Annotated in this window: 25 protein-coding genes and 1 pseudogene; all 26 read left to right on the top strand. The window is 39.7% G+C overall.

Annotated elements, in window-relative coordinates:
* The first annotated feature begins 1 nt into the window (after nucleotide 1).
* Nucleotides 2-376 carry a hypothetical protein gene (locus Q0Z70_RS02485; RefSeq protein WP_298072326.1) on the top strand — a complete coding sequence of 125 codons (375 nt, stop codon included), beginning with the start codon at nucleotides 2-4 and terminating at the stop codon, nucleotides 374-376.
* Between the two features lie 469 nt (nucleotides 377-845).
* Nucleotides 846-1,274 carry a DUF6291 domain-containing protein gene (locus Q0Z70_RS02480; protein WP_298072324.1) on the top strand — a complete coding sequence of 143 codons (429 nt, stop codon included), beginning with the start codon at nucleotides 846-848 and terminating at the stop codon, nucleotides 1,272-1,274.
* An 86-nt stretch (nucleotides 1,275-1,360) separates the two neighbouring features.
* On the top strand, nucleotides 1,361-1,678 hold the full coding sequence (locus Q0Z70_RS02475; RefSeq protein ID WP_298072322.1) for a hypothetical protein: 318 nt from the start codon (nucleotides 1,361-1,363) through the stop codon (nucleotides 1,676-1,678).
* Entirely contained in the window at nucleotides 1,653-2,219 is a 567-nt protein-coding gene (locus Q0Z70_RS02470) for a DUF6633 family protein (protein WP_298072321.1), read from the top strand. The genes Q0Z70_RS02475 and Q0Z70_RS02470 overlap by 26 nt, the downstream gene beginning before the upstream one ends.
* Nucleotides 2,220-2,298: 79 nt before the next feature.
* A complete protein-coding gene (locus Q0Z70_RS02465) occupies nucleotides 2,299-2,802 on the top strand; it encodes a hypothetical protein (protein ID WP_298072319.1) in 504 nt (167 codons plus the stop codon).
* A complete protein-coding gene (locus Q0Z70_RS02460; protein WP_298072317.1) occupies nucleotides 2,799-3,218 on the top strand; it encodes a YopX family protein in 420 nt (139 codons plus the stop codon). The genes Q0Z70_RS02465 and Q0Z70_RS02460 overlap by 4 nt, the downstream gene beginning before the upstream one ends.
* Nucleotides 3,215-3,562, top strand: a complete 348-nt coding sequence (locus Q0Z70_RS02455; RefSeq protein WP_298072315.1) for a hypothetical protein — start codon at nucleotides 3,215-3,217, stop codon at nucleotides 3,560-3,562. The genes Q0Z70_RS02460 and Q0Z70_RS02455 overlap by 4 nt, the downstream gene beginning before the upstream one ends.
* The gene (locus Q0Z70_RS02450) at nucleotides 3,559-3,771 is read left to right on the top strand and encodes a hypothetical protein (RefSeq protein ID WP_298072313.1); all 213 of its coding nucleotides are present in this window, start codon (nucleotides 3,559-3,561) and stop codon (nucleotides 3,769-3,771) included. The genes Q0Z70_RS02455 and Q0Z70_RS02450 overlap by 4 nt, the downstream gene beginning before the upstream one ends.
* A 73-nt stretch (nucleotides 3,772-3,844) precedes the next feature.
* Complete coding sequence (locus Q0Z70_RS02445) at nucleotides 3,845-4,396, top strand: hypothetical protein (RefSeq protein ID WP_298072311.1); 552 nt, start codon at nucleotides 3,845-3,847, stop codon at nucleotides 4,394-4,396.
* Between the two features lie 191 nt (nucleotides 4,397-4,587).
* Nucleotides 4,588-5,025: a JAB domain-containing protein gene (locus tag Q0Z70_RS02440; protein ID WP_298072309.1), complete on the top strand. Its 438-nt coding sequence runs from the start codon at nucleotides 4,588-4,590 to the stop codon at nucleotides 5,023-5,025.
* 17 nt (nucleotides 5,026-5,042) lie between these two features.
* Nucleotides 5,043-5,810: a DUF2786 domain-containing protein gene (locus tag Q0Z70_RS02435; protein ID WP_298072307.1), complete on the top strand. Its 768-nt coding sequence runs from the start codon at nucleotides 5,043-5,045 to the stop codon at nucleotides 5,808-5,810.
* Complete coding sequence (locus Q0Z70_RS02430) at nucleotides 5,807-6,133, top strand: hypothetical protein (protein ID WP_298072305.1); 327 nt, start codon at nucleotides 5,807-5,809, stop codon at nucleotides 6,131-6,133. Before Q0Z70_RS02435 ends, Q0Z70_RS02430 begins: the two co-directional genes overlap by 4 nt.
* Nucleotides 6,134-6,289: 156 nt before the next feature.
* The gene (locus Q0Z70_RS02425) at nucleotides 6,290-6,538 is read left to right on the top strand and encodes a hypothetical protein (protein ID WP_298072303.1); all 249 of its coding nucleotides are present in this window, start codon (nucleotides 6,290-6,292) and stop codon (nucleotides 6,536-6,538) included.
* On the top strand, nucleotides 6,522-6,953 hold the full coding sequence (locus Q0Z70_RS02420; RefSeq protein ID WP_298072302.1) for a hypothetical protein: 432 nt from the start codon (nucleotides 6,522-6,524) through the stop codon (nucleotides 6,951-6,953). Before Q0Z70_RS02425 ends, Q0Z70_RS02420 begins: the two co-directional genes overlap by 17 nt.
* A gap of 11 nt (nucleotides 6,954-6,964) precedes the next feature.
* Nucleotides 6,965-7,108: a hypothetical protein gene (locus tag Q0Z70_RS02415; protein WP_298072300.1), complete on the top strand. Its 144-nt coding sequence runs from the start codon at nucleotides 6,965-6,967 to the stop codon at nucleotides 7,106-7,108.
* 72 nt (nucleotides 7,109-7,180) lie between these two features.
* Nucleotides 7,181-7,546 carry a type II toxin-antitoxin system RelE/ParE family toxin gene (locus Q0Z70_RS02410; protein WP_298072298.1) on the top strand — a complete coding sequence of 122 codons (366 nt, stop codon included), beginning with the start codon at nucleotides 7,181-7,183 and terminating at the stop codon, nucleotides 7,544-7,546.
* Nucleotides 7,543-7,854, top strand: a complete 312-nt coding sequence (locus tag Q0Z70_RS02405; RefSeq protein ID WP_298072295.1) for a helix-turn-helix domain-containing protein — start codon at nucleotides 7,543-7,545, stop codon at nucleotides 7,852-7,854. The genes Q0Z70_RS02410 and Q0Z70_RS02405 overlap by 4 nt, the downstream gene beginning before the upstream one ends.
* A gap of 210 nt (nucleotides 7,855-8,064) precedes the next feature.
* Nucleotides 8,065-8,532 (top strand): hypothetical protein, encoded by a 468-nt coding sequence (locus tag Q0Z70_RS02400; RefSeq protein ID WP_298072293.1) that lies wholly within the window; start codon nucleotides 8,065-8,067, stop codon nucleotides 8,530-8,532.
* 9 nt (nucleotides 8,533-8,541) lie between these two features.
* Nucleotides 8,542-9,000 (top strand): annotated as a pseudogene (locus Q0Z70_RS13525) (antirestriction protein ArdA); the annotation flags it as partial.
* 761 nt (nucleotides 9,001-9,761) lie between these two features.
* The gene (gene glf / locus Q0Z70_RS02390) at nucleotides 9,762-10,844 is read left to right on the top strand and encodes a UDP-galactopyranose mutase (protein WP_298072290.1); all 1,083 of its coding nucleotides are present in this window, start codon (nucleotides 9,762-9,764) and stop codon (nucleotides 10,842-10,844) included.
* The gene (locus tag Q0Z70_RS02385; protein ID WP_298072288.1) at nucleotides 10,841-11,335 is read left to right on the top strand and encodes a GNAT family N-acetyltransferase; all 495 of its coding nucleotides are present in this window, start codon (nucleotides 10,841-10,843) and stop codon (nucleotides 11,333-11,335) included. Before glf ends, Q0Z70_RS02385 begins: the two co-directional genes overlap by 4 nt.
* Nucleotides 11,314-11,916, top strand: coding sequence for a ParB N-terminal domain-containing protein (locus Q0Z70_RS02380; protein ID WP_298072286.1), 603 nt, complete (start codon nucleotides 11,314-11,316; stop codon nucleotides 11,914-11,916). The genes Q0Z70_RS02385 and Q0Z70_RS02380 overlap by 22 nt, the downstream gene beginning before the upstream one ends.
* 2 nt (nucleotides 11,917-11,918) lie before the next feature.
* On the top strand, nucleotides 11,919-12,944 hold the full coding sequence (locus Q0Z70_RS02375) for an ATP-grasp domain-containing protein (protein WP_298072285.1): 1,026 nt from the start codon (nucleotides 11,919-11,921) through the stop codon (nucleotides 12,942-12,944).
* Nucleotides 12,922-13,668 (top strand): hypothetical protein, encoded by a 747-nt coding sequence (locus Q0Z70_RS02370; RefSeq protein ID WP_298072283.1) that lies wholly within the window; start codon nucleotides 12,922-12,924, stop codon nucleotides 13,666-13,668. The genes Q0Z70_RS02375 and Q0Z70_RS02370 overlap by 23 nt, the downstream gene beginning before the upstream one ends.
* Nucleotides 13,655-14,776, top strand: coding sequence for a hypothetical protein (locus Q0Z70_RS02365; RefSeq protein WP_298072281.1), 1,122 nt, complete (start codon nucleotides 13,655-13,657; stop codon nucleotides 14,774-14,776). Before Q0Z70_RS02370 ends, Q0Z70_RS02365 begins: the two co-directional genes overlap by 14 nt.
* A 146-nt stretch (nucleotides 14,777-14,922) precedes the next feature.
* Nucleotides 14,923-15,549, top strand: a complete 627-nt coding sequence (locus tag Q0Z70_RS02360) for a hypothetical protein (RefSeq protein ID WP_298072278.1) — start codon at nucleotides 14,923-14,925, stop codon at nucleotides 15,547-15,549.
* Nucleotides 15,550-15,571 lie beyond the last annotated feature (22 nt).

Genomic DNA, 15,571 nt, shown 5'->3' with positions numbered 1-15,571 from the left:
TATGGAAAAAGAAATAAAAGAAATCAGCGACTACCTGAACATTACTTGCTCCAATAACCCACAAGAGATACAGGAACGTATATCCTTCATCATGGTGTACATGATACGATCAGGAGAAATGCTGGCCGATGCCAAGAAAATGCTTCGTAAGAAGAAGTCAGACGAGATACAGAATACCATTCTCTGTATCGCTCGTGAAAACTGCCTGTCGGCCAAGGTTCAGAATGCCCTATTGGACAGCATCGCTGAAGAAGAAGCCTATCTTGTTGACCGACTTGACCGACTGAACGCATCCTGCGTACACCAGCTCGACGCACTGCGGACGTTGTTGAGTTATGAAAAGGAGTCTCTCAGACTTAATAAAACCGGGTATTGATAAATATTGTTTCATCAGAAAAAAAATATCAATTATGTTTGAGTTTATGACACTTTTTTATTACCTTTACAGCACCTAAAGAATACATATCATCATAGTGGTGTTTGATGATTAACAAGATATTAAACCGGCTTTCATGGAGTATATATCCTAAACACCACATCAAGGATATAGAAACGTGGAAGCCATTTCTATTCTCAATATGACATAAAATGGCAAGACCTAACAAGACACATTTGAGTTCTTCAAAAATCAGTTTGAGATTGATGAAAGCAAAAAGAAACATATAAACCCAATGTTTAACCCCGCTTTCACCAAAGTACAACATTGGTGAGGGCAACTAAAAAACTGATCATTATGGATTTTTACAAGAAACAATTTAACCGGAAGTTCGGGGTTTGTCACCCCGTTGCAGTCACAGTTGGTGACCACATGGAGACCAACTCATCAACACAGTGCCGAAAATGATATGAGGACAAGTTTTGTTTTTTATGGTAGCTGGTGGGAGGCAATTAAGAATCTGCAGAGAGATGTTCAGGGAGACGTGCTCACAGCCATAATCGAGTATGGCTTAACAGGAGAAACTACTGAACAACTAAAGCCGATTGCAAAAGCCATGCTGGCTATGGCAAAGATACAAATAGACGTCAACAATCAACGGTTTGAGAATGGGAAAAGAGGAGGTAGGCCAAACCAAACGGAAACCAAAGGCAAACCAAACAATAACCAAACGGAAACCAAAGGCAAACCAAACAATAACCAAACGGAAACCAAAGGCAAACCAAACAATAACCAAACGGAAACCAAACGGAAACCAAAGGCAAACCTAATGATAATGATAATGATAATGAAAATGATTTTAATAATCCCCCCACACCCCCCAAGGGGGAGGCTATAAACAAAAAAGCCCGTCTCGCCTTCGAAGAACATTACAGGCAGGTATTCGGCAACGACTACTATTGGACCGCCAAGGACGCGGGCGCCATGTCCCGGCTCATCCAGAAATTGCGATTCCAACGCGAGAAGAAGCAGCTGGACGTCTCGGACGACTCAATCATCCTCGCCCTCGGCTACCTGCTGTCCTCCATCAACGAAGGATGGATATTCGAGAACTTCAGCGTGACGAACATCAATTCGAAATTCAACGAGATTGTATCACAAATCAAGACCGCCCGCAATGGAAACAATCGCAACGCTTATACAAGCAAGCAAGAGGCTAACGCCTACGCTCTCAGCCTGCTACAACAGCATAAGCGAGAGCTCGAAGAAGGCATGGATGACGAAGTGGAAAGGCCGTTCTGACATCGAAAGGCTGTTCTCGCCAGTCCACTGGGGCTATGCCTTGCAGAACGCGGAAAGGGCTTATATGGCCGACTGTCCCACGCTGATGCAGTACGACGCCCTCTATGGCGAAGGATCTTCGGCCTACTGGATAGAGCTTCAGGTCTTCGGGCTTTTCGGTTCTTCCTCCAGCAAGGACGGCAGCATGGCTGACGGCATCCGCATCTTCAGCCAATCTTTTGCGCAGGAAGTCCGCCAGTACAAACTGTCCGAACTGATGCTGTTCTTTGCCCGATACAAGGCCGGACGCTACGACAACAGCTACTCCAGCTTCGACACCAAGCGCATAGGAAACGCATTCTTCAAAGAGTTCCTCCCTCAAAGAAACATGGAGATGGACGCAGCGATACGCCGGCACGAACAGGAACAAAGCATGAAGCGCAGGGAACTACCCGAAGGTTACACCATCCCCGAAGGATACAACCCGTACACCTGGTATCTGGAGCGGAAACGGCTTGGCGAGATACCACCTGTGAATCAGCCCGTTAAACAAAGTTTATGAGCGAAATAAAGAAAGCATAACCTATTGTAATTCAGTATAATAAAAGTATATTTACATAAACATTAAAAACATCGAAGCAATGAAAGCAACAAAGAAATCAGACGAAATCGAAATGAAAGTAACAGAACGTATTAAGACGTTTGATGATGCTTGTAAGGAGTTAGGAGAGAATCATCCGTTTGTACTGCAATACAATACTCTTCGAGATGCTGGTGCAAATGGAATAGATTGTCCTGACATTTCAGCTTATTTAAAACTTAGAATAATTTGCGCTGCATTGAATGAAGGCTGGGAGCCTAAATTTACTAATGACGAATACAGATGCTATCCTTGGTTTAGGCTATACACTCAGGAAGATATTGACAGAATGGATGAAGAAGAGCGTAAGAATCTGGTTCTGTGGGGCGGTGATGCGGTCGACGGCGCGACCTGCGGCCTCGCTTCTGCGGTCTCGAATCGCGCTTGGTCGCACTCGCTTGCGGATTTCGGCTCTCGCCATGCTTTGAAAACGCGAGAGCTTGCGATATACTGTGGCAAGCAGTTCATTGATTTGTGGTGTGACTTTTATATTCTACGGAAATGAAAAGAGAAATCAAATTCAGAGGCAGGCGCCTCGACAACGGCGAATGGATAATCGGCAGCTATACGCTCATTCAAGATGGTGACGGGGTATGGCTCGAAGACAAAAACCTCGATGTGGTAAAGGTTGTGCCGGAGACTTTGGGCCAGTTCACGGGCCTGACGGATATGGAAGGTCTGGAGATTTACGAGGGTGACCGGGTAAAATGGCTGCGCCACCGCATGGACGGCACGGGATTCTTCGAGGAGGGGTATGTGGAGTTCAAGGTGGACGAGCAACGAACGGTTGTTGTCAATAGGTTCACGACGATGGATGACCGCGAGATGCTGCACGATATCATCAGATGCCGGCAGCACAACCTGCGTGTGGTCGGTAATATCCACGATAACCCCGAAGCTATAGAAGGAGGTCGGCAATGAAAACACTTTACCTGCCGCTCAAAAAGGAGTGGTACGAAATGATAGAATCCGGCAGGAAGACGGAGGAATACAGAGAGATTAAGCCTTATTGGCGGAACAGGATTTTTGCATGCACAAGGTTTTGCTTGACGGATATTGACGGGAATCAAGTATTCAGCGACGATTGTACGGATTGTTATTTTCGTGAGTTCAAAAAGTACGATGCAGTCCGTTTTTCATACGGATATACGAAGCGCACAATGACATTTGAGTGCAAAGGAATAACAATCGGTAAAGGCAAGCCGGAATGGGGTGCGCCGGAGAATGAAGAGGTGTTTATTATCAAATTAGGGAAAAGGCTATGAAAGCAAAAAGAATATCAAAAGGTCATTATTTATATCGAGGTTTCAAAATCACTTGCTACCCGAATGAAGCGTACCGCATAAGCAGTTGGCGGAGGGTATGGGAAGCGGTGGACGAAAGCGGTTGCGGCTTTGCGCATTCAAGTAGTTTGCGCGATACAAAGCGGCTTATTGATGAAGATTTAGAATCAGGGCGTAGATGCAAGTTGTGATACGTTAGCACGGTGGAGCATTGAATGTGCTGATTATCTTATATCTGAAACGAGGAAGAAAGGAAAACTGACGATGAAAATAGAATACAAGATTAACAAGATTAAAATTACCGAAGGTTTGGTTTACAGTAGAATAAAGGAATCGACAGAATCGTATTTTAAACTTATCAGAAAGGTGTTGCAATACGACGGAAAAACATATAAAGATAATACCGGAAGTTTACGCAGTTCAATGCAATATATCATACTACGGAACGGAACGCCGATAAACGACGAGAGTATAAAGCCCTACTTGGACAAACCGATAGATGGCGCAAAATACATAGTGGCTATATTTATAGGGCCTGAAATAGTAGAGCAATTCATGCAATATCCGAAAATGCTTCGTGCGATAATAAAAAACTATCAATACTATTTGGATAATCATAAAAACGGGAAATTATACCGAATACACAACGGCAGCGCATACAATTCTATGTTCGCGCAACTGTTTTGCGATAACAACATAGAAGAGTACGAAAGCAGAATTACGGGCGGTCTGTTTTCCGAACAGGCGATAGACGCAAAGAAGTTTTTGGAAGAGTATTTTAAACTACTTGACTGTATGAAGAAAGATGATGAGTGAAAGAGATAACGAACACGGATATATCGAGTTCATACAAGCTATTGTGATGTTGTCGGTTTCCGTCAATAGTGAGTAAAAGTTAAATCTTTGATTATAAGTATTTTATGCTTAAAATAATCGTGCAAATATTTTGCTAGTTCGCTGATAATCAGTATCTTTACTATACTAAAAACCAATTAAAAATAAGAGCAATGAAAAGGAATGCAGTAGAATATAGCCTTAAAGCAGAAAAACAAAAATTCCCTATTACAAAAATTTACTCATCGCAAGATTCGGCAGACTTTGCCCGTCAATTCTATTTTGATGATATTTCCATTTACGAAAGTTCGTTTATTATCCTGATGAACCAAGCAAACATCGCCATTGGATATGCAAAAATTTCCCAAGGCGGTGTTAGTTCTACCATAGTGGATGTAAGATTGATAGCAAAGTATGCAGTAGAATCCTTGGCAGCTTCCGTAATTTTGATACACAATCATCCGTCTGGGAACCTTACTTTTTCCAATAATGATACACGAATGGCCAAACAGGTCAGCAGTGGTTTGAACACTCTTGGTATTAAGCTGTGCGACAGTATTGTAATCTGTGAAAATGGATATGTTTCCATGCGTGACGAAGGATTATTATAAACTCAAATATAGTAGCAATGACGAATAAAGACAAAATCTTAGAAAAGCTTCGCAAGCTGATGAACCTGAAAGAGTCTGCGCTTTCGCTTGGTAATGAAGGAGAGGCCTTCGCAGCAGCAGCCGGCATCACCCGTCTTTTGATAGCTTATAACTTGTCAGAGACAGACATCCCAACACAGGAAAGGATTGAAAATCCTGTTGTGGCCGAAGAAATACCATTTAAACCAGAAATTAGCAGTGGTATATGGTATCAAAGTCTAATCGGAGTAGTATGCAAATACAACATGTGTCGTCCGCTTGTCGTATCAACAAGAAAAGACAATGGGCGCATGAGCCGTGACAAGTTCCAAATTGTCGGGCGTAAGAAGAATGTGGAAGTCGTTCTATATCTTGTTTCCTTTCTCTCCAACAGGTTCTACCAAATTGGTAAGAAAGAATATCCTTCATATCGGCATGACTGCCTGTTCAAGTTCGGACGTAGACCACAAAGCATTGCCATGTACCTCCGCTCCTATCTCTGCGGATGCGTATCTGGCCTAAACGACAAGTTCCGATCTGAGGAACAGCAACTAAAACAGGAATGCGACATCACTGCACTTACCCTGAGTACACGTACAGAGATTGATTATTTTTTGAAAGATGAGAAAATTGGGAAGCCCCATAAAAGCAGTCAGAACGTGGATGACATCTCCGCCGCCAATGGATATGAAACAGGTAGGAATGTAGAGATAAACAAAGGTATCTATGCCGAAAGCATAGGTGAAGATAGGAGATTGATGAAATGAAAACAAAAGTTTGTAAAGACGGATTTGTATGGCTGGTTATCAACAAGGAAGCGACTTACCAGCTGTTCTCATCAAATATAGAAGTATTCAGATTATATGATGATGATAGTGAAGCAGCGTGTGATAATGCCAATGATGTAAGATTCCACAATGGAGAGTTTGGTATTGAGGTAGGTTTTGTAAAGGGGCTGCTCCCGTTTTGCCCCAAATGTGGAAATTGGTTAGTGCCAAGTAGAAATCCGAAATATACGTGGGAATGTTTGAGATGTGGCGAAAACTTTAATGGTGGTGAGATTGGCAGCCATAGCCAAACGCTATCCTGAAGATGGAAAGATGGGGAATAAGAACTCTTAGTTTTACAAGCAAATTCTTGAAATTTAATTGTGATTTTCTCTGAAAATAAATGCTATAACTCTTTGTTATTCAATATATTATATGTATATTTACATATACAAAGTTACATAATTAAATATCAGAGAATGAGAACGAAAACAGAGAAAGCAGTGAAATTATTTCAATCTGGATACCTGAAAGAAGCGCTTGCTATCTTTCGGACATTCCGGATTGGTTTTACTAAAGAAGAACAAAGAACCCTGCAAATCGCAAGCGAAAGCCTTGCTGGGAACAACCAGTTCTACCTGCAAATCGGAATTGATACTGATTCCATGATAACGAAATCAAAAGAAATAATCATAAAAAAGTATTTTAGCAATGAAAGAATCAGGTAGATTAACAAGCAAAGAAAGTTTTGCAATCCTTCACGAAATAGAGAATCGTAAATATCCCGGTGGAGACATTAAGATGTCAGATTGGTATGATAAAAAGGAGAAAGAAAAACGGGAAGCAATTAAAAATCTTATTCCAGAAGTTGGCCTTGGCTGTACAATATGTTATTACTCAGACAAACGTGCAGCGACTGTAACTAAAATTGTTTCTCCGTGTAAGATTGAGGTCACTTTCAATCGGACAAAGTGCATTGATTATTATGCAGGCGAGTATAAAATTCTTCCAGAACTGGAAGGAGAGCCGAAAGTATTTACAAAAAGGAGTAATGGACGCTGGGTTCAAGAAGGACAGGCTTATAAAGACGGAGTTCTACTTATGCTGCATTATCAAATGCACTATATAGATCCACATTTTTAAAATTAGGAGCAATGAGAACAGCAACATTAAAAGAGCCTTATAAAGGCTATCGCAACATCATCCTGATTGAATGCTTGGGTGATAAATGGGAAGTCGAGATTTGCGGAAGTGGTAAACACATCTTTGTACATGAAGATGAATTTGTGGAGGACTAAGCAATGAAAAAGTTTAATGCAAAATTGAGCGTAAAGTTTGTTATATTATAACTAATTAGTTATATTTGCATCATGGAATCAATAGAAAGCAAAACCACTGATATAAGAACCATCTACAAGACTAAAGAATTTGAAGAGTTCTACAATGGTCTGAATGCAAGGGTGAAGGACAAATTTGAGTACACATTCGAGCTTGTACAAACTGTATATGCCTTGCCTGTAAAATATGTAAAGCATTTGGAAGGGACAGACTTGTATGAAATGCGTGTATCAGTTGGTTCTAATGAGTACAGAACAGTGTTATTTGCAATTGACAACAGTAATGTCATTTTGTCCACAAAAATAATTCTGCTTAACGGATTCTTAAAGAAATCCACAAAGGACTATAACAAGCAAATAGCCAAAGCAATACGAATTTTAAAAGATTTAGAATTATGATACAGTTAGATGAGAAGAAATTAGCCAAGCTCAAAACAACCAACCGGCAACTTGATGAAAAGTATGGGGAGAATGGCACAGCTACCCGTGCAAAATTTAATGAGAAGGCAATGGCATGGTATTATGGTGATATACTTCGTGAACGCCGTAAGGAGCTAAAGTTAACCCAAAAACAACTGGCGCAGAAAATCGGTAAGGAACAGAGCTATATCGCCCGTGTGGAAAAGGGAGAAGCGGACATACAGCTGTCGAGTTTCTTCCGTATCGCACGTGCGCTGGGTATTGAGTTTACGCCTACATTTGTTTAGTACTCTTATATTCATAGAATATTTGTTGTATTAAGGCAGGATGGAGAATTCTATTCTGCCTTTTTTGTATCTGTAAGTAAAAGTTAAATCTTTGTCTTTCTGTATTTTATGCCGAAAATAAAGCGTTTAATTTATTGGATATCAATAAATTATCGCTATCTTTACATATCCAAAATAACGCCAATTAATAACAAGTAATAATAAAGAGTAATGAATATTAGTAAAGAAACAATTAAGAAATTGGAAGAACTTGGTTATAATGTTTGGGGACGTAAAGGATATAAGACAACGAATAAAGGATTGTCTTACAGACAAGCTGAAAATTTAGTTGTTGTACTCGAGACAAATGATGATCTCAAAATTAAAGATGTGAAGACTCCAAAAGAGAAAGAAGTTACGGTTGAATGGGTGCTTTCTAAGATTGACAAAGAATCAAGTTATAAGAATTTGTCGCAATATCTCCGAGAAGCGTTTGAATATTCGATCTCTATTTATCCTGCTTCGTATGGGATTGGAGTTCACACTTTAGGTGGGTACAAAATGGCAGCAAACGAAGTTGCCGTTAAACTGCAAGAACTCGGTTTGAAATACAGAAATGAGTTTTCAGATGCAGCTTGGGTTTACAGGTTTATAATTAGCCAAGATAAAAACAATATGAAAATTTTGGAATCACTTTAAAATATAGCAATGGAGACAACAAGTAAAACGCCCGGTGCATACATCGGAACGTATGCAAAGTACAACAACGGTTCATTATATGGAGCCTGGATGGATTTAACAAAGTATGCAAGTTATGATGATTTCCTGTCAGCTTGCCACGAGTTACATAAGGACGAGTTAGATCCAGAATTTATGTGTCAAGACACAAAATACATGCCTGACGGCATTAGCTTTCCGGAAGCATTCAGCAGACAAGACTTTGAGGATGTGATAACTGCATATAAAGAAAGCCTTAAAGAAATATCTGCATCCGTGAATGATATTCGTATCGTCGATTATTCAGAAAAAGCCATAGCCGTGTACGGAAATACAAAATCCATTAAAGATAAGTTGAAAGCACTGGGTGGAAGGTTTAATCCCCGACTAAGAGATGGTGCCGGATGGATATTCAGCAAGAAATCTGAAGAGGAAGTACGTAAGCTAATTAATGGGTGTGCCGAACATTCAATTTCGAAATCTGAAATAGATATTAAAACGAATGAATACAAGAATGCACTTGCTGAATATTGTAAACTTATCAATGACTGCGGATATTACTCCAAAGAGTATGAAGGCGCTGTGAAAATAGAAAAGGATGGCAATCCGTTTTATTACCTGATTGAAAAACCGAGAATAGAAAATAGCTTTTGGTTTGAAGATGAAGGCCCGGACTACGAATATTACCTACAAGTTGTTGCAAATGAAGAAAGCAAGAAGAACTATTTCTTGAGCCGTAACATCAACAGTTTTGAGAATGAGGTCAAAAGAGCCAATAAAGGATTTGTATCGTTTGAACGAAATAGAGCCTATATTGATTACCATGATGGCGAACCTGTTAATGATGATACACGTAAAAGGATTATTGACGGAATCATGTTCGGAAAAGAAAGGTTTGAGAAACGATTGAACTCCTATTTAAAAAGATGGGGAACCAGTAAATTAGGGTTTAAAACATATTGGGCAAATAGATGATGTATAAAATCCGTATTATACACAATTACTCGAAATATACATTGAATATTGATTTTTTATTCAATAATGTTTGTTTTTCAGTCATTTTATAGTAATTTTACGGCAAAAATGGATGGAATTGGGTTGTCTCCCAATTTAGTAATTGCCATTGATTGAGTAAGTGCTTTACGGCGTAGAGTATTCTACGCTGGAATTAGCACAAATAATGTATGAAGTGATACATAACCGAAAGCAGTATGACAACACCTAAGTATGACTATCTCATAGTTGGAGCCGGATTATATGGATCTATGTTTGCATATATTGCAACTAAACATGGCAAAAAATGTCTTGTTATAGATAAGAGTAGCCACGTAGGTGGTTATTGTTATACTGAAAACATACATGGCATTGAAGTACATAAGTTCGGTGCCCATATATTCAGAACAAATTCGAGAAAAGTCTGGGATTTCGTGAATGGCATCTGTGAATTTGTCCAGTTCGTAAATTCTCCTCTCGCCAATTATCATGGGAATGTCTATAACCTGCCGTTCAATATGAATACGTTCAACCAGATTTTTGGGGCCGCCACTCCCATAGATGCTATGGAAGCCATAGAAAAGGACAAGGTTTGTTTTAGTCATCCAAAAAATCTGGAAGAATATTGCCTTTCCACTGTCGGTAAGATGATATATGATATGTTCATCAAGGAGTATACAGAAAAGCAATGGAGCAAGAAATGCAAAGAACTTCCTGCATCTATTATGAAACGTATTCCTATACGTTACACGTTTGACAACAATTATTTCAACGAAAGATATCAAGGCATACCTGAATGCGGTTATACCGAGTTTATTACAAAACTTCTGTCAGGTAGCGATATTTCTTTAAATGCCGATTTCTTTGAACGGATTGATTTCTATAAATCACTTGCAAGAGAAATGGTATATACCGGTCAGATAGACAGATTCTACAATTATCGTTTTGGTAAGTTGGATTATCGTTCCGTAAAATTCAATGAATGCTTTTTGCCGGAAACAGATAATTATCAAGGCAATGCGGTCGTAAACTATACTGATGCTTCTACTCCGTGGACGAGGGTCATTGAGCATAAGCATTTCCTCAAAACAAACTGCAAAGGGACTGTCGTTTCAATAGAAATTCCATGCGATTACAACGACGAAATACCCCCATCCTATCCAATACCAACAGAAGAAAACCTGTCGAAATACTCCAGATATAAAGAGCTTGCCGATAAAGAACCAAATGTCATTTTTGGTGGACGGTTGGCAGAATACAAGTATTATAGTATGAACGATATAATTGAAAAATTTGTATGAATGTAGAGATTACGCCTATAGACGGACATTTCGCAAAGTTTAGTTGGCACCTTCGTAATAATCCAGACCTTTGGGAATATATGGAAAGCGATGCCCCGGTACCTGCAACACTGGAAAGTGAAACAGAATATCTTAAGAATGCAGCCATTGATCCTAAAAATCCAATGTTTGCTATTCTGGCCGACAATGAATTTGCTGGATATGTAGCGTTGAAGAACGTTGCATACGGAGCCGCTGAATTAAGTTATTGCATCATGCGACAAGATTTATTTGGACTCGGCATCACGAGTAAGGCAACGCTTCTTGCTTTACGGTATGCGTATGAGTGTCTAAGACTTGACTTGGTGTATATCTACATCAATCCAAGAAATGTTGCTTCATATCGAAATGCCATCAACAAGCATTTTGTGCGTGTCGGTAGCAGTTTTATAAAACCTGAAGTTGAACGACTTGAAATGACAAAAACAGGATGGGAAAAAGTATTGAAGTAATCGAAATACCTCTTTCTGAATTGAAAGATGATATTGGCAATCCAAGGAAGATTACCAAAAAGAAGGCAAAGGAGCTACAGGAGTCGCTGGAACAGTTTGGTGATTTCGGTATAATTGTTGTCGATGAACACAATAATATCATCTCTGGGCACCAGCGTGTTGATGCCCTAAAAGCAAGCAAGGGAGAAAATGCTACCGTGCTTTGCAAGAGACTGATAGGATATACCCAGACTGAACTTAAAGCTATAAACATAAAGGCAAACACGCATTCTGGCGAATGGGATGTTGATATGCTTGCAGATTGGACAGCAGAACTGAACCTCAACCTTGGGTTTGAACTTCCACAGATTGACCCTGCAACTGATGTGAAGATTAAGGAAATGGAACTTATCAGATACGAAAAGTATGATTATGTGATGATTGTTTGCCGCAACGAAATAGATTACCTTAATCTCACAAGAGTACTTGGTATTGATGACAAGAAAGTGATTGTTGCCAAAACAAAGAACGGTGAACGAAAGATAAAAGCTCGTGCTATCTGGTACGATGAAATGAAAGCTAAAATTGTAAAAGAAAAATAGATATGATGCCTATTAACGTACTTATTACGTGCAGTAATATCCATGTAAAAAACATGATAGACTGCCTGAAGAACAATTACGATGGAGCACATGTCAATGTGTATTGTGTGAACTCTGTTGAATGGGATTTGCCAAAAGAAGGAGAATGTGATGGGGCTTTTGTCGTTCCGAAAGTTTCTGATGAAAGTTACTTTCCAACACTGCTTGAATTGTGTAAGAAGTTGAGTATTGATGTTGTGTTTCCTACCACATCAATAGACTTGGATGCTATGGCTGACCACAAGGATGAGTTTGAAAAATATGGGATCCACATATCTGTGACTTCTCCTGACTCTATGAAGATTGCTAATGACAAGATTGCGCTTCATAAGATGTTTGGGAAGTATATGCCCAAACAGATAATTGCAAAGTATCAAAGTCAACTATACAGATTCCGAAGAACTGTTGATAATAAAATGTGCTGCAAGGTTGCAAATATGTGTGGCGGTCGTGGCTTTGCTGTTATTGACGATGAGAAAAGTTTAGATGTGAATCTTTTTCATCGTTTTGGAAAAAAGCACTATATATCATTTGGGCAGCTTTGCCAGATTGTAGATAAAAAAGACCATGATGTCATTGTTCAGGAATACAAGAATGGCCTTGATTATTCCGTAAGCGTATTGGCCGACAAAGGACGTGTCACCCATATCTGTGGATATGTCGGATATGTTCTTGAATTTGGATCTATGATGTATGCCGAAATTATGCCTAACGAACAGGCCTATGATATTGCAAAAACGATCTGCGAGAAACTTGGCATTGACGGTAACGCATGCTTCGACTTCATTCTTGGAGATGATGGAAAGGTCACCTTGCTTGAAATCAATCCACGGGTGAATGCTTCTCTCAACTTTGTAAGCAATGCCGGTTGTAACATGTTTTATCTACGGTGTAAGCAGTTACTTGGATATGACTATGAGAATGACCAGAAGGAAATCAATGTCGGATTTAAAATGAAGAAGTATTTTGAAACAAGATATTTCATTTAACATCTACTGCATGTCCTACCAGCGACCTGACAGAATACTTACGCAAGATTTGCTTGAGTATTGTACTTATGTTGTGCGATGGAAGGAAGAGGAAGCGTATAGGAACGCCGGAGTAAAAGAACTTCTTGTCATCCCACAAGGGGCCACGCTGAAAGACGGTACCATTGTATGGAGTTTTATGACAACGCTGTATTGGATTATCGAAAACACTCCGGAAGATGTGATTTTTATTGCCGACGATGATATAAAGAACTTCACGTATAGGCTTGATGACACAACAAACATTAAGACCCAATTTAAGAATTATCGAGAAATTGCCACATCTGAAATTGAACGCATCGCCCAGCTTCTTGTGGATCTGAACCTGGGATTTGCATGTGATAACCCTCAATTTGCACTTTACAACTACACACAAGAGTTCTGTTTCAAAGGGATGCCCGGTGGTATTAGATGGATTAACAAGAAGGCTTTCAAGGCGAAATTTGACCCAAAAGATTTTGCTACGTCTGATATTGATATGATGATGCAGGAATTGCTGATGAACCGTATCATATTGCAACCTCGATATTTCCACTCAATGAGCGTAAAGGATGTAAATAGTGGAGGGACAACCGTCGATTCTAAAGTGAACTTCCAGTTCAGGCTTGCAATGAAAAATAAGTGGGGAAAATATTTTGATTATGATTTTAAGAAAAACCAAGCTAAGATAAATGTTAAACGTTAGAGAAATTCAAACTCCTGCCTATATATGCGACATAAAGGCATTTAAAGGCAATATCACCGATTTTAGAAAAGCGGTAAATAAATACTATCCCAACTATCACATGGGGTACAGTTATAAAACGAACTACCACAAAGACTTCTGTCTGGCTGTAGATAAACTTGGAGAGTACGCCGAAGTTGTATCTCCCAAAGAGTATCATTATGCAAAAGAGCTTGGTGTCCGTGACGAGAATATCATCTACAATGGGGTGATACCAGATTTTGCCAATAAATTGAATGTTTCTCTGAATGGTGGAATTGTGAATATCGAGAATATTGATGAGTTCAAGAATTTCGTTGATTGGACCAATGCCAAGCAACGACGGATAGAGCTTGGTGTACGACTGAACTTTGATATTGGGAATGGTATCATATCCAGATTTGGATTTGATACTTCTGGAGAAGATTTTAATTTCCTTTTGAATAAAGATAACTTCCCATTCGTCACAATCAAGTCCGTACATTGCCACATCAGCCAAGCACGTAGTCTGGAATATTTTAGGAAACGGGTGAAGATGATGATAAAGTTTGCAGACGTTCTTGGTGCTACTATCATTGATATCGGAGGAAATATGTTTGGTCGTATGGATGATTCTTTTAAAGAACAGTTCAATGAGTATGTACCCAGTTTTGAAGAATATGCCGAAGCTATCGGATTTGAAATGGCCGAGGCATATCCGAATGCAGAAAAAACACTCATAACCGAAGATGGAACGCCTGTCGTATCGAATGCCATGCACTTGTTGGCTACTATTATCGGAGTGAAGCAAGTACAAGGAAAGACATTCATCGTGCTTGACACCAAGCGAGAAGATGTTGGTGCGTCTTGTATTTGTAAGAGTCCGTCGTATGCACATTACGGCAAGAATAGCAATCATGTAGAGAATGCGGTAGTTTTCGGATGCTCATGTGTTGAGATTGATTATCTGATACGTGAATATAACGGCCCTGCTAACATTGGCGATAAGATTCTTATACGGAATATCGGAGCGTATTCATATAACACGACAAACAACTTCATTACTTATGGATGCAGGAACGTGGTTCAAATGAAAGATATTGTGTTCTGATTTGGCTATAGTTTCGGATAGTTAAATCTTAGTTATAATCGGAATTTACCCAAAAAATACAGATTATAATCCATTGCACTACAGTTATTTATTTGTATCTTTAACTATCCAAAGATAACTCAAATTTAACAAGTAAATAGGTGAAAATGAAACCACAATTATTGACACAGAACGGACACAATATGTTCGAAATGCTTTCGTTATTGCAGAAGGCTATCCGTAGAGGACATGATGCTTATGCCGGTTATGCTGCCTGCCAGTTAATGGTGAGATACCGGAAGCATCTTTGGAACAGACTGATGATTATCTCAGCAGAAGATTGTTGGGATTGCGTAACGCATGAGCTTGTCGCTCTGCGCAAAGCTGATGATATGAATCCGCAGCCGTTGTTCATTGCCCGTGCGGTTACAATTCTTCTTCGGGCTCGAAAGAACCGTGATGCAGACTGGTTTGCCTGCAACCTTTTGAATTGTCGTGAAACGCTTGATTTGGCCGAATGTGAACGAAACTTTGACAGAATACCGGATTACGTGTATGACTGCCATACATGGCAGGGCAAACGTGCCGGTAAAACCAAGGCTGATATGATACGTGATGAACAGAATGCGCTTTATCCATATGTGGAAGGGTATTACGATAGACTTGACTGGAGCCGGTTCTTCTATTGCGAGGAGAACGGCTTTTACGATAAAAACAATGTTGCGCCAATGCCATCAGAGCAACAAATGAAGGAACTTGATTCTGGTGCCGTGCAGCAGAGTTTATTTGATTAATCCTGCAATTCATCCTCCACTA

Origin of the sequence: uncultured Bacteroides sp., assembly GCF_947632445.1 — a bacterium.
Taxonomy (GTDB): Bacteria; Bacteroidota; Bacteroidia; order Bacteroidales; family Bacteroidaceae; genus Bacteroides.
The sequence above is the reverse complement of the archived record's forward strand: the minus strand, read 5'-3'. Positions and strand labels throughout refer to the sequence as shown.

Excerpts from the sequence above, each read along its gene's own strand:
- Q0Z70_RS02410 (WP_298072298.1), top strand. The coding sequence starts at position 7,181 with ATGGAATCAATAGAAAGCAAAACCACTGATATAAGAACCATCTACAAG.
- Q0Z70_RS02435 (WP_298072307.1), top strand. The coding sequence starts at position 5,043 with ATGACGAATAAAGACAAAATCTTAGAAAAGCTTCGCAAGCTGATGAAC.
- Q0Z70_RS02460 (WP_298072317.1), top strand. The coding sequence starts at position 2,799 with ATGAAAAGAGAAATCAAATTCAGAGGCAGGCGCCTCGACAACGGCGAA.
- Q0Z70_RS02470 (WP_298072321.1), top strand. The coding sequence starts at position 1,653 with ATGACGAAGTGGAAAGGCCGTTCTGACATCGAAAGGCTGTTCTCGCCA.
- Q0Z70_RS02375 (WP_298072285.1), top strand. The coding sequence starts at position 11,919 with ATGATGCCTATTAACGTACTTATTACGTGCAGTAATATCCATGTAAAA.
- Q0Z70_RS02380 (WP_298072286.1), top strand. The coding sequence starts at position 11,314 with ATGGGAAAAAGTATTGAAGTAATCGAAATACCTCTTTCTGAATTGAAA.
- Q0Z70_RS02405 (WP_298072295.1), top strand. The coding sequence starts at position 7,543 with ATGATACAGTTAGATGAGAAGAAATTAGCCAAGCTCAAAACAACCAAC.
- glf (WP_298072290.1), top strand. The coding sequence starts at position 9,762 with ATGACAACACCTAAGTATGACTATCTCATAGTTGGAGCCGGATTATAT.
- Q0Z70_RS02485 (WP_298072326.1), top strand. The coding sequence starts at position 2 with ATGGAAAAAGAAATAAAAGAAATCAGCGACTACCTGAACATTACTTGC.
- Q0Z70_RS02415 (WP_298072300.1), top strand. The coding sequence starts at position 6,965 with ATGAGAACAGCAACATTAAAAGAGCCTTATAAAGGCTATCGCAACATC.
- Q0Z70_RS02445 (WP_298072311.1), top strand. The coding sequence starts at position 3,845 with ATGAAAATAGAATACAAGATTAACAAGATTAAAATTACCGAAGGTTTG.
- Q0Z70_RS02385 (WP_298072288.1), top strand. The coding sequence starts at position 10,841 with ATGAATGTAGAGATTACGCCTATAGACGGACATTTCGCAAAGTTTAGT.
- Q0Z70_RS02400 (WP_298072293.1), top strand. The coding sequence starts at position 8,065 with ATGAATATTAGTAAAGAAACAATTAAGAAATTGGAAGAACTTGGTTAT.
- Q0Z70_RS02430 (WP_298072305.1), top strand. The coding sequence starts at position 5,807 with ATGAAAACAAAAGTTTGTAAAGACGGATTTGTATGGCTGGTTATCAAC.
- Q0Z70_RS02440 (WP_298072309.1), top strand. The coding sequence starts at position 4,588 with ATGAAAAGGAATGCAGTAGAATATAGCCTTAAAGCAGAAAAACAAAAA.
- Q0Z70_RS02365 (WP_298072281.1), top strand. The coding sequence starts at position 13,655 with ATGTTAAACGTTAGAGAAATTCAAACTCCTGCCTATATATGCGACATA.
- Q0Z70_RS02360 (WP_298072278.1), top strand. The coding sequence starts at position 14,923 with ATGAAACCACAATTATTGACACAGAACGGACACAATATGTTCGAAATG.
- Q0Z70_RS02480 (WP_298072324.1), top strand. The coding sequence starts at position 846 with ATGAGGACAAGTTTTGTTTTTTATGGTAGCTGGTGGGAGGCAATTAAG.
- Q0Z70_RS02450 (WP_298072313.1), top strand. The coding sequence starts at position 3,559 with ATGAAAGCAAAAAGAATATCAAAAGGTCATTATTTATATCGAGGTTTC.
- Q0Z70_RS02475 (WP_298072322.1), top strand. The coding sequence starts at position 1,361 with ATGTCCCGGCTCATCCAGAAATTGCGATTCCAACGCGAGAAGAAGCAG.
- Q0Z70_RS02425 (WP_298072303.1), top strand. The coding sequence starts at position 6,290 with ATGAGAACGAAAACAGAGAAAGCAGTGAAATTATTTCAATCTGGATAC.
- Q0Z70_RS02455 (WP_298072315.1), top strand. The coding sequence starts at position 3,215 with ATGAAAACACTTTACCTGCCGCTCAAAAAGGAGTGGTACGAAATGATA.
- Q0Z70_RS02465 (WP_298072319.1), top strand. The coding sequence starts at position 2,299 with ATGAAAGCAACAAAGAAATCAGACGAAATCGAAATGAAAGTAACAGAA.
- Q0Z70_RS02420 (WP_298072302.1), top strand. The coding sequence starts at position 6,522 with ATGAAAGAATCAGGTAGATTAACAAGCAAAGAAAGTTTTGCAATCCTT.